Annotated in this window: 7 protein-coding genes and 1 pseudogene; 6 read left to right on the top strand and 2 right to left on the bottom strand. The window is 35.6% G+C overall.

Features of this window, described 5'->3' with window-relative positions:
- Nucleotides 1–232 precede the first annotated feature (232 nt).
- Nucleotides 233–865, top strand: a complete 633-nt coding sequence (locus CRO54_RS01275) for a class I SAM-dependent DNA methyltransferase (protein WP_097127781.1) — start codon at nucleotides 233–235, stop codon at nucleotides 863–865.
- 558 nt (nucleotides 866–1,423) lie between these two features.
- On the top strand, nucleotides 1,424–2,419 hold the full coding sequence (locus CRO54_RS01270; protein ID WP_097127779.1) for a GAF domain-containing sensor histidine kinase: 996 nt from the start codon (nucleotides 1,424–1,426) through the stop codon (nucleotides 2,417–2,419).
- Here CRO54_RS01270 and CRO54_RS01265 read toward each other — a convergent pair.
- The gene (locus tag CRO54_RS01265; RefSeq protein ID WP_144371934.1) at nucleotides 2,395–3,465 is read right to left on the bottom strand and encodes a sensor histidine kinase; all 1,071 of its coding nucleotides are present in this window, start codon (nucleotides 3,463–3,465) and stop codon (nucleotides 2,395–2,397) included. The genes CRO54_RS01270 and CRO54_RS01265 overlap by 25 nt on opposite strands.
- Nucleotides 3,466–3,880: 415 nt before the next feature.
- On the opposite strand from CRO54_RS01265, the gene asnS reads away from it, so the two are divergent.
- The gene (gene asnS, locus CRO54_RS01260; RefSeq protein ID WP_097127775.1) at nucleotides 3,881–5,317 is read left to right on the top strand and encodes an asparagine--tRNA ligase; all 1,437 of its coding nucleotides are present in this window, start codon (nucleotides 3,881–3,883) and stop codon (nucleotides 5,315–5,317) included.
- Nucleotides 5,318–5,441: 124 nt separating this feature from the next.
- Here the strand turns inward: asnS and CRO54_RS01255 are convergent, their stop codons facing one another.
- The gene (locus tag CRO54_RS01255) at nucleotides 5,442–7,082 is read right to left on the bottom strand and encodes an FMN-binding glutamate synthase family protein (RefSeq protein ID WP_097127773.1); all 1,641 of its coding nucleotides are present in this window, start codon (nucleotides 7,080–7,082) and stop codon (nucleotides 5,442–5,444) included.
- A 156-nt stretch (nucleotides 7,083–7,238) separates the two neighbouring features.
- Between CRO54_RS01255 and CRO54_RS01250 the strand changes: the two genes are divergently transcribed.
- From CRO54_RS01250 to nhaA, 3 genes and pseudogenes are all read left to right on the top strand, one after another.
- A complete protein-coding gene (locus CRO54_RS01250) occupies nucleotides 7,239–7,859 on the top strand; it encodes an L-threonylcarbamoyladenylate synthase (protein ID WP_097127771.1) in 621 nt (206 codons plus the stop codon).
- Between the two features lie 97 nt (nucleotides 7,860–7,956).
- Nucleotides 7,957–11,277: a T9SS type A sorting domain-containing protein gene (locus tag CRO54_RS01245; RefSeq protein ID WP_097127768.1), complete on the top strand. Its 3,321-nt coding sequence runs from the start codon at nucleotides 7,957–7,959 to the stop codon at nucleotides 11,275–11,277.
- 79 nt (nucleotides 11,278–11,356) lie between these two features.
- Nucleotides 11,357–12,540: pseudogene (nhaA, locus tag CRO54_RS01240) on the top strand (Na+/H+ antiporter NhaA).
- Nucleotides 12,541–12,610: the final 70 nt, after the last annotated feature.

Below are 12,610 nucleotides of genomic sequence, written 5' to 3'. Positions count from 1 at the left end.
TTTCGAACGCAGAGAGAAATCTGTTTGATAGTAGCTTTTAACTTAGAGATTTCTCTCTGCGTTCGAAATGACGCAACAAAAAGTATTTTCGCTTCAATCGGGTTTGGGAAACAAAAACTGATGCGCAAACTTTGTCAATCTTATAAACAGTTCGCAAAATCAAGATTGACAAAGTCCCACTATAAATTTCTTTCATTATAAAAATGAACGAGTTTTCTGTAGATTTAATTTCATGAATCACAACCAGCACAACTTAAACACCTGGAACAAAGTCGCCAAAATCTACAATGACAAATTCATGAAACTGGATTTGTACAATGAAACCTATGACTTCATTTGCAAAGCAATTAAAAAGGAAAATGCCAAGCTGCTAGAAATTGGTTGTGGTCCTGGAAATATTACTAAATACCTACTTCAAAAAAGACCAGACTTTAAAATCTATGGGATAGATCTTGCACCAAACATGATATCTTTAGCGGAAAAGAATAATCCAAAGGCAAGCTTTTCAGTAATGGATGCTAGAAAAATAAACGAACTTGAAAGCAAATTTGATGGCATTATTGCTGGTTTTTGCATCCCCTACTTCTCTTCTTTAGAAACTGAAAAGTTCATCTCAAACGCCGAACAATTATTAAATAGCGGAGGGATGATCTACATCAGTTTTGTAGAAGGTTTGCCCTTGCAATCTGGGTTGATGACAAACAAGAATGGAGACAGTGTTTATTTCAACTACCACGAATTGGAAACTTTAAAAGACTTGCTTCGAGCAAACGGCTTTAAAGTTGAACATATTTTCAAAGTAGATTTCAAAAGATCTGAAAATAAAATTGAAGTACATACTATTTTAACAGCAAAAAAAGGTTAACCAACAAACCTTATTTATGTTTAGTGCATTATGATTGCCAGTCGAGCCGGCAATGACGGCGAGCATAATTAGCAATAACACACATACTAAGGTCGTAAATAACAAAAGCCAATCAAAATTGACTGGCTTTATATAGGTTGTTTAGGTTTAGTTTAAATTTTTTATCAAAAGTTTTTATGTTTTTATGAAAAAGCTCTGGCCATCCAACCAGAGCTTTAATCAAACCAAATATAAATGTACTTTTTTGTATGAACACAACAAATATAGACGTTAATTTTTAAAAACAAAACTATTTTGAATATTTAATTCAAAAAAAATATAAAAAATCACAAAAACACAAAAAATAATAAAATAAAAAACACAAAAACAATACACAAACAAAAAAATAACAACTAAAAAACAATAACAACAACAAAAAAACATACAAAAAGATAAAAAACAAAAAAATAATTAGACAAAAAACATAAAAAACATACAAATAACACAAAAACACCTAAAAATAAAGACAATTTTCAATAATGTATATTTGTACAACACAAAAACAGACTAACAACATACATGCAGGTCACAACTGATAAATCACTAACAAAATCTTTAAGTCTTATAAAAATTTTATTAGACAGAACATTCAGCTTCACTCATACACAAATAATATGGCTAGATAACGACGAAGCGTACTACTATCCGAACAATCAAACAATACCTGTTGATTTCGATTACAGAGAGGAAACATCAATCTACAACAAATCAGAAAATAAGGTACGCACATCAAATAGGCACCCTTTCAAAGGACTGCCGTCGGAAATTAAATCATACACTAGCTTACCACTAATTTCTTCCACAAAAAACATATCAGGTCTCATACTATTATTAGACGAAAACGAACGCGACCTATCTACTAAAGAAATCTCCATACTTGAAGATTTTGCCAGAAGTATAGCAGACGCCATAGAAAAACAGCAAGAAAATCAAAGGCTGCAACAAGTTTTTACGGATTTCATGCACAAATCAATACACGACCTTAAAAATCCATTAACTTCCATCTCTCTTACTTCAGAATTATTAAAGCGAAAGGCAGACGACCCAAAAATGGTGCTTAATTTTTGCGAAAAACTAGAGAAAGCCAATCAACGACTGTTTTCAAATTTAGAAAAACTTAAATCTGCTTTTCCAGCAGAAGACAATAATTTTAAGCTAGTTATTAACGAAACCAATTTAAACGAGCTCCTAAATGATGTCAAAAGCACTATACGCAACATCAACATCACTACGACAAACCAAATCGAGAAGAATATCTACGCTGACTACAACCGCCTAAAAGAAGCTATTATTTTATTAATCAGCAAAACCCATTCTTCTGAAAACACCGCTATAACAATTAAATCTTTTAGCAAAGACAAACAGGCTATCATAGAAATTTCTTCATCAAAGGAACATGATGACCACCAAAGCACAGCTTTAACAATTTCGAAAACATTAATAGAAATGCATGGAGGCAGAATAGAAACCGAAACGGATGCGTTTGTTATCTACTTGCCTTCAGATAACCTATAGAGATTAAAGGAAACAACAAAGGTACTTCCTTTATCAACATTGGGCTCGTACCAAATTTTACCATTCTGCAATTCAGTAAAATCTTTACAGAGCAAAAGCCCTAGACCAACACCTTTTTCATTATTGGTACCAAAAGTAGAAAGCGCTTTTAGCTTAAACAAATCAGCCTGATGACTCTCGCTGATACCCAAACCATTGTCCTTAACCTTAATCAAACATTCTTCTTCATTAACACTTAGCGACAACAACACCCTACCTCCTTCCGGAGTAAACTTAATGGCATTATTAACTAAGTTACGAACTACAATGAGAAACATATTCAAGTCTGCTGCCACAAAAACACCATCGTCCAAATCAAACTCTAAGTCTATATCTTTTTTACAAGCTATATTTTTCTCAAGACTTAAACCTTTTTTTAATTCAAGAGCTACATCCACTTTCACAATATCTACCCTAGCTCCATCTAACTGAGATTTCGACCAAGACAACACATTCGTCAACATCTCAGAAGTATCTTTAGTAACATGCAGCAAACGTTGCTTAATCTGTACATCCTCTTTTTCGGTCATATCAGTCTCTGCCAAAATTTCCAAATAACCTAAAATAGAACTTAAAGGCGACCTAATATCGTGTGCCACAATAGAAAACAGCTTAGCTTTTTCCGAATTCAATTTTTCTAGCGCACTATTTTGCTCCATAATTTGAAAGCTCTGCTCTTCTATCTCTAAGTTTTTTTGAGATACAGCTATACGCTCTCTATCATAATTATTCCTTATAAAACTAATACTTAAGCAAATCAATAACGCCGCCACTCCATAGGTAACAGCAAAATCTATTGTTTTTGTTAAATTATCTGCATAAACATTAGGAATATGTTCTGGATATAGATATTCAAAAATCAACACACCAAAAACCGTAAACATATTTAAGCCTATCCACAAAAACAACTGTTTTTTGGGAACTACAACAATAGTAATGAGCAGTATCAAACAGAACAGCAACATATTCGGACCGTAAATACCCGAATTGTAAAAGTAATTTAGCAAAAAGGTAAAATTAGCAACTACTCCAAGACAACTAATGGCTATTGTAGTATTTCTCCTAAATCGAGACAAATAATAAAGAATAGCAGAAAAACTAGCTCCAAACAAGCAAATAAGTGCAACTATCTTTAATCCGATGTAATAGTTAAAGAAAATTTCTAGGAATAAGGCTATTGCAGCGATTACGCAAAAGCTATTGAATATTCTTTCTTCGAGTGAAAACTTATTAGGATTACCGATAATATGATTAGCACTGAGCCACGAACGTAAATTTGCCACTACGTATTTAGAATAAGATTAAAGCAAACATAACCATATTCAATGAAAGAAAGGTAAAATTCATTTAAAATTAACCTACATAAATACCTAAAATTAAGCAACAAATCTTTATTTTTGCAGCTTTTATAATAAACTCAATATGATTAAGAGACAACAAATTAAGGACTTATTAAAATCTACAGATTTTAACACTGAAGTAACGGTTATGGGATGGGTAAGAACCTTCCGTAATAATCAGTTTATTGCGTTAAACGACGGATCTTGCATGGGCAACATCCAAGTGGTAGTTGATTTTAATAATACGCCTGAGAATTTGTTGAAGAGAATTACCACTGGAGCCGCAATTAAAGCTACCGGAACTTTAATCGAATCTTTAGGAAAAGGACAAACCGTAGAAATTAAAGCTACAAAGGTTGAAATTTTGGGTGATAGCGATCCTGAGAAATTCCCTCTACAACCTAAAAAACATAGCTTAGAGTTTTTAAGAGAAATTGCGCACTTGCGTTTCAGAACAAACACTTTTAATGCAGTTTTCAAAGTACGTCACGCTTTGTCTTTTGCGATCCATCAGTTTTACAACGAAAGAGGATTTGTATATATGCATACTCCCGTAATTACGGCTAGTGATGCGGAAGGGGCTGGTGAAATGTTTAAAGTAACTACGTTAGATTTCGAAAATACACCTCGTACTGAAGATGGTAAAGTAGATTTCTCAGAAGATTTCTTCGGTCGTGCGACTAACCTAACCGTTTCTGGTCAGCTAGAAGGCGAGTTAGCGGCAATGGCTTTTGGACATATCTACACATTTGGACCTACTTTTAGAGCAGAAAACTCAAACACTACTCGCCACTTGGCAGAGTTTTGGATGATTGAGCCTGAAGTTGCTTTTGCAGATTTAGAAAATAATATGGAATTGGCAGAGGATATGATGAAATACGTCATCAGCTACGCTAAAGAAAACTGCAAAGAGGAATTAGAGTTTTTAAACAACCGTTTAGCTGAGGAAGAAAAACAAAAACCTCAAAACGAACGTAGCGAATTTACCTTATTAGAAAAATTAGATTTCTGTTTAGCAAACGATTTTCAACGCTTGACTTATACAGAAGCCATTGATATTTTAAAATCATCAAAACCGAATCAGAAAAAACAGTTCAAATATCTGATTGACAGCTGGGGAGCTGATTTACAAAGCGAACACGAACGTTACTTGGTAGAAAAACACTTCAAACGACCAGTGATATTAACAGATTACCCGAAAGACATCAAATCGTTTTACATGCGTTTAAATGACGATGGCAAAACTGTTGCCGCAATGGATATCTTGTTTCCAGGTATTGGCGAGATGATTGGCGGTTCGCAACGTGAAGAACGTATGGATGTATTGAAACAACGTATGGACGAAATGAGTGTACCTCAGGAAGAATTATGGTGGTATTTAGATACTCGTCGTTTCGGTTCTGCGCCACATGCAGGTTTTGGTTTAGGCTTTGAGCGTTTAGTGTTGTTCGTAACTGGCATGACCAATATCCGCGACGTAATTGCTTTCCCTCGTTTCCCTAAGAGCGCTGAATTTTAATTTGGAGCAAGGATAAAAGATTAAGGAAAAAGATCCTTTATATAACAAAGCCACTTAAATTTTAAGTGGCTTTTTATTTTCTTTATCGTTAAATACAGACTTACGAAGTTTCTTATCTAAAAAATTACTCATGATAAGGATTAGCCATTTGATAGTCAACCTCAGTTACTTTATAATCTGTAGGTAAGAAAGTTTCCGATGCACTTAAAGCCATTCCCAATTCGAAACGAGACGGATAAGGTGTTTTCAATAACGAACCTGTTGGAAGATACGGATAGGTTTCTCTGTAATTTTGTATCACATTAGGGCTCACCCTTCTATTAATATATGCCCTAGTTAACTGGCTAAACTCTTTAAGTCCAGCCGCACCCAATAGTTCCACAGCACTAGCCACCGTTTGATTGTGGAAGTTCTTCACTCTTACTTTCTTATCCTCAACCACTAAACCTTTCATTAAGCTTTGGTCTTGTGTTGCCACACCTGTTGGACAGGTATTGCTATTACATTCTAAAGCTTGGATACAACCCAAAGCAAACATCATTCCTCTGGCAGCACTGCACATATCCGCTCCCAGAGCTATGTTTTTTACGATATCAAAACCTGTAGACACTTTTCCAGAAGCAATAATTTTAATGTGCTTTTTCAAATCGAACCCTACCAAAACATCGTAAACAAATGCCACGCCATCTCTCAACGGCATACCTACGGAGTTAGAAAACTCTTGAGGTGCTGCACCAGTACCACCTTCTCCCCCATCCACAGTTATAAAATCAGGATAAATACCAGTTTCTACCATCGCTTTGCAAATCGCAAAGAATTCACTTTTACGACCAATACACAACTTAAATCCTACTGGTTTTCCGCCAGCTAAATCTCTCAATTTCTTAACAAAGCCCATTAATTCTATTGGCGTGGAGAAAGCAGAATGTGCTGGCGGCGATAGCACGTCTTTTCCTTCTGGCACCAAACGAATACGAGCTACTTCTGGTGTTACTTTTTTTCCTGGCAACATACCACCGTGACCTGGTTTAGCTCCTTGAGAGAGCTTGATTTCAATCATTTTCACCTGTTCGGTTTGAGCACGCTCACCAAAGGCCTCTCCATTAAAGGTACCATCCAGATTTCTACACCCGAAATAGCCTGTACCAATTTGCCAGATTAAATCGCCTCCCAATTCTCTGTGATAATCGCTAATTCCGCCTTCCCCTGTGTTGTGTGCAAATTCTCCCAATTTTGCTCCACCGTTAAGTGCCAACACGGCATTTTGACTTAAAGAGCCAAAACTCATCGCAGAAATATTGTACACACTAGATGAATAAGGCTGTTTACAATCTGGACCACCCACTAAAATTCTAGGCTTCAAATTTAAGTCGTGATGGCTTATTGCCATGATGCTATGACTTAACCACTCATATCCATTTTCGTAAACATTTAATTGCGTACCAAATGGAATAGTATCTAATTCTTTTTTCGCTCGTTGATAAATCAATGAACGATTTAGCCTATTATAAGGCGTTCCATTAGTATCACTTTCTACAAAATATTGGTAAACTTTTGGTCTCATGTGCTCCATAAAGTAGCGCAGACGACCAACTACTGGATAATTACGCACAATGCTTCGCTTAGGCTGAACCATGTCATAAATACCCAACAACACTATCGGACCGGTAAATAAAAATGTCCACCATAAAAATGGATGGTAAAGTCCCAACATTACCGTAAATGCTACCAAAAAGGCTGCAATTGCAACAAATGCTTTTCTCATCTCAATTAAATTAATGTTTTGCCATTTTTATAACTTTTACTCTCATTTTAAGTAAAACAAGTTATTTAAGATGGCTATTTTGTTCGTTTTTTGCTAAAGTAACAATATAAAGGTCGATACCGAAACAAGTACCGCATCATTTTGTTATTTTTACAAATGCTTATCAGAATATATCCGGAAAACCCAAATCCCAAGGCGATAGAACAAGCCGTGGAAGTACTTAAAAAAGGTGGACTTATCATTTACCCTACAGATACGGTATATGGTTTAGGTTGTGATATTACCAACCATAAGGCTATCGAGAAAATCTGTAAAATTAGGGGCATTAAACCTGAAAAAGCTAATTTTTCTTTTATCTGTTCTGATTTAAGACATATCTCCGATTACATCAAACCTATAGACACTACTGTTTTTAGAGTACTCAAAAAAGCTTTACCTGGGCCTTTCACGTTTATTTTTAATGCGAATAATAATGTTCCAAAACTGCTAAGTTCTAATAAAAAAACGGTTGGTATTCGTGTGCCCGACAATAATGTCGCTCGTCAAATTGTAGCAGCTTTGGGCAATCCAATTATCTCTACTTCTATTAAGGATGATGATGAAGTAATTGAGTATTCTACCGACCCAGAATTAATACACGAAAAATACGAAGACTTGGTAGATTTAGTGATTGATGGTGGTTATGGCGATAATGAAGCCTCTACTGTTATTGACTGTACCAGTGGTGATTTCGAGGTGATTCGCGAGGGAAAAGGAGATATTGAGGACTATTTATAGTAATTGTTGAAAATTAGATTATTTGTTAATATTAATTTAACATAAACGCAAAAATTCTCTTCGTAGCTTTACAACTTATTTGTTTAAAAAGAAAGATATGAAGAAACTTTTACTCTCTATTTTACTACTTATTGGCTTCGCATATTTAGATGGGAATTGCCAAGTAATACTATCTACAGCAGGGACAGCAAAGGTAGAAGATTTTAATACATTAGCTTTAAGTGGTACTGGTACAGCGTTACCTACCGGGTGGACGTTTTTAGAAACTGGTACGAGCGCAAATTTAAATTCTATTTATACTGCTGGAACTGGTAGTAGTAATACTGCTGATACTTATAGTTTTGGCGCTACTGGTTCTTCGGAGCGAACTTTTGGCATGCTAAGAAGCGGTACATTAACAACTACCATTGGTGCTTCATTTAAAAATGAAACTGGAACAGCAATTACCAAACTTAAAATTTCTTACATCGGTAAAACGTGGAGAGTAGGAAATGCTAACAGAAGTGATAAAATTGAATTTGCTTATAGTACAAATGCTACAGCTTTAAATGCAGGAACTTATACTGCAGTTAGCCAGCTTGACTATGAAAACACTGCTCAAACCGCTACGGCTAACGGATCTGTGATACATAGTTCAAATATATCTTATACCATAACTGGATTAAATATTCCTGCTGATGCAACTTTTTGGATTAGATTTTCAGATTTTGATGCTACTGGTGCCGATGACGGTATGGGAATTGATAATTTTAGCATAACTCCTAACCCTACTGATCCAGAATTTTCGGCAGATCCCACTTCTATCTCATTTGGAGGGCAAAACATTAACACAGTTTCTTCAGAAAGAAGCTTTGTTTTAAACTATTCAAATCTTACCAATGTAAACACATCTGTTGTTACTTCTGCTCCTTTCAGCATTTCGAAAACAAGCGGAGGCACCTTTGAGCAATCTTTAAGCTATACCCAAGCTGATTTAAATTCGAGCAACACTACTATTTATGTAAAGTATAGTCCAACAACGGTTGTTACAACAAATGGCATCATCGCCATCACTGGAGGTGGCACGTCAACCGCAACCAATGTTGCCTTAACTGGTGTTGGCTTAGATCCTAATTTTCAAATCACTGCAGATTATACTCAAAATTTTGACGATGCAAATTACTTGAATACTTCTTATTGGAAACCAGTAAGTGTAAAAGGCTCAGTAAAAACATGGGAACACACTACTTCTAACGCACGTTCGGTCGGTGCAGCTTACATGAATGGGTATAGCGAAACTGAAACTGATGGAGATGGTAACCAACCAAGTGATGACTGGTTAATCAGTCCAAAAATGAACTTAACTTCATTCGCCAACTTTCCTATTGTTAATTTCTGGACTAGAAAATGGTTTACTGGACCAGATATCAAAGTATATGTATCAACTACTTACAATGGTTCTGGAACTATCAACTTAGCTGATTGGACAGAGATTACTTCTCCAGGACTACCTACCACTACGGGTACTTGGACAAAATCAAACAACCTAGATTTATCTGCTTATAAAACCGCAGCTACTTATATCGCTTTTAGATACGTTACAGAAACTGCAAGTAATTCAAACGCAGCAGAGTGGAGAATTGATGATTTTTCATTAACTAATCAAACGGCTACTTCAAGCATACCTACAAACACCATCAGCTTCGCAGAAACTAATATTGGAGCATTATCGCCAAGCGAATCATTTACTTTTACTTCTTCCGGCTATGGCGACATTACCATTAACGCTACAGGTGATTTTGAGCTTTCGTTAGATGACAATACTTTTCAAGCTAGTATTGTTGTACCACAAGCAGATGCCGTAAGTGCAAAAACTGTTTATGCTAGATTTAAACCATCGAGCGCAGCAGCTCAAATTACCACCACTTTAACTTTCTCGGGTACCGGACTTAATGCAAACGGACCACAATTAAAGGGAAGCTCACTTTTAAAAGCAAACACATTTGATTTGGCTACCTGGAATATGGAATTTTTCGGAAATGGAACTACAATTCCAAATTATGGACCTGCCAATAGAACCCAGCAAATCAGCAATGCATCTATTGTTTACGCAAAGATGTTACCAGATGTAATTGGAATTCAGGAGATTTCTGATGAAAATGCAGTTGACGAATTGTTAGCGACTTTACCAAACACCTACAAAAAGAAAATATCTCAGGTTTATTCTTATTCAATTAAACCGAATAATAGTACAGACCCTTTCCCTGCCCAAAAAATTGGTTTCATTTACAACTCTGCAACAGTTGATACCGTTGGTTTTAGAGCAATGTTTGTAGGTTTATACAAAGATGCAGTAGCTGGTAATACAAACACAATTAGCGATAGTTTCTGGTCATCTGGACGTTTACCTTTTATAGGAACATTTAACGTAACTACTTTAGATGGCTTAAAGAAAAAAGTAAACGTGGTGGTTATCCATGCAAAATCTGGTAGCACACCCGCTGATTATAATAGAAGGAAATTTGACGTACAAGTGCTTAGAGATTCTTTAGCAGCACAATATCCTGGAGAAAACAACGCAATTGTTGGCGATTACAACGACTTAGTATTAGGGTCTATCGCTTCTGGACAAACTTCTCCATTTGGAGTGTTCACAAGTAATGGCTATACTGCCTTAACCTTACCACTTCTGCAAGCAAGCAAAGGAACTTATGTTGGCAGTACCAACCCAAGCATGATTGATAATATTATTGTTTCAAATGAACTGAATGCATTTTATGCTGCTAATTCTACAGCAATAGAAGATGCAAGAGATTATATCTCTGGTTATAGTTCTAACACTTCCGACCACTTAGCAGTGTATTCGAGGTTTAGTTTTCCAGTAGGTACACTTCCAATAAAATTAGAAAACTTTGACGCTACAGCAAATGGTAACGTTACTAATATTAAATGGACCACGCTTACCGAAACCAACAATGATTACTTTACGGTTGGACGCTCGACAGATGGTGTAAACTTCATAACGATTAAAACTGTAAAAGGTGCTGGCAACAGTGAAGAAGTTAGAAATTACAACGTAGTTGATGAAAATCCGATTAATGGAACAAATTACTACAGATTGAAACAAACAGATTTCAATGGTAAATATTCTTATTCGGAAATTAAATCTGTAAAGTTTGCCAACTTGAAAGAAAATGTCCTTAAAATTTACCCTAACCCAGTTATCAACAAAACGGCATTCAGCTTGGCAACAGAAAGTGCCGCTGTGCAGATGTTGGTTAGTGCAATAGATGGCAAAGTAATTTTAAGAGAAACTGGTTCTATTAGTTCGTTAAATCAAAAACTGAACAGCAAAATAAACCAACTTACTACCGGCGTTTATATCCTACAATTAACAGTTGACGGACAGCAACACAAAGCCAAATTCATTAAACAATAAGTAATTTAACAATTGATTAAAAAGGCTTTTGGAACTAACCAAAAGCCTTTTTTGTTGAATAATTATTTAATTTAGCGATATGGCTCAGAAAATCAATTCCACTATATTCAAGAACTTCTTTAACTCTGAAAAAACAGGCGGAATTCTATTGATGATTTGTGTGATCATTTCTTTAGTTATTGCAAATTCTAATGCGGCAAAACCATTTGAGCAGTTACTGAATTACAACATTGGTTTTAATATAGGCAGCACATGGATTAATTACAGCATTTCTTTATGGATAAACGACGGCTTAATGGCTGTATTTTTCTTTTGGTAGGGCTTGAAATCAAGAGAGAATTAATTGGTGGAGAACTTTCAAGCATACAAAAAGCTAGTTTACCCGTTTTGGCAGCTGTAGGTGGCATGCTTGTTCCAGCCGGGATTTATTTTATCATTAACAAAGGAACCGATACAGCAGGAGGCTTGGGAATTCCCATGGCAACAGATATTGCCTTTGCACTGGCTATTATTGCAATGCTAGGTAAAAACGTCCCATCATCCTTAAAAATATTTTTAGCTGCTCTAGCCATCGCTGATGATTTAGGAGCTATTTTGGTGATTGCCGTGTTTTATAGTGAACAAATACATTGGCAAGAATTATATATAGCAGCGGCCAGTGTAGCTGCACTTTTCACTTTGAATTATTTCAAAATCAAATCACTTTGGCTTTATTTAGTACCTGGAGTTTTCCTTTGGTATTTCATGCATCATTCGGGTATTCACGCTACTATTGCAGGTGTGCTATTAGCTTTTACTATCCCTATTGGAGAAAATGGCAAAGTATCTCCATTAGAGAATCTAGAACATGCTTTAACTAAACCTGTCAACTTCTTCATCATGCCACTTTTCGCATTAGCAAATACCAATATCACTTTTGAAAAAGGAATGATTTCAGGTTTAATTTCGCCTTTGGCTTTAGGTATTATCTTAGGACTTTTTGCAGGAAAAACTATCGGTGTGAGCTTGCTTTCTTTCATCGCCGTAAAACTAAAATTGGCTAAGCTACCTACCGCAGCAAACTGGAAACATGTCATTGGAGTAGGTATGCTAGCTGGGATTGGATTTACCATGTCCATTTTCATTTCTATACTTTCATTTTCTAATCCTAAACATATTGTTACCGCAAAATTTGCCATTCTTTGCACCTCTGTATTTTCGGGATTGGCTGGATTTTTCTTTTTAAAATCAGTAAACAATAAAGTTAAAATTGGCACCACATAGAAACATAGATAATGCAACTACAACGACGTGTATTTGTGGTTTTAATTATTTTTAAAGAAATACATAGCTC

Source organism: Pedobacter xixiisoli (assembly GCF_900215335.1).
In the GTDB taxonomy this organism is placed as follows: Bacteria; Bacteroidota; Bacteroidia; order Sphingobacteriales; family Sphingobacteriaceae; genus Pedobacter; species Pedobacter xixiisoli.
This window is presented reverse-complemented; position numbering and strand designations above follow the sequence as displayed.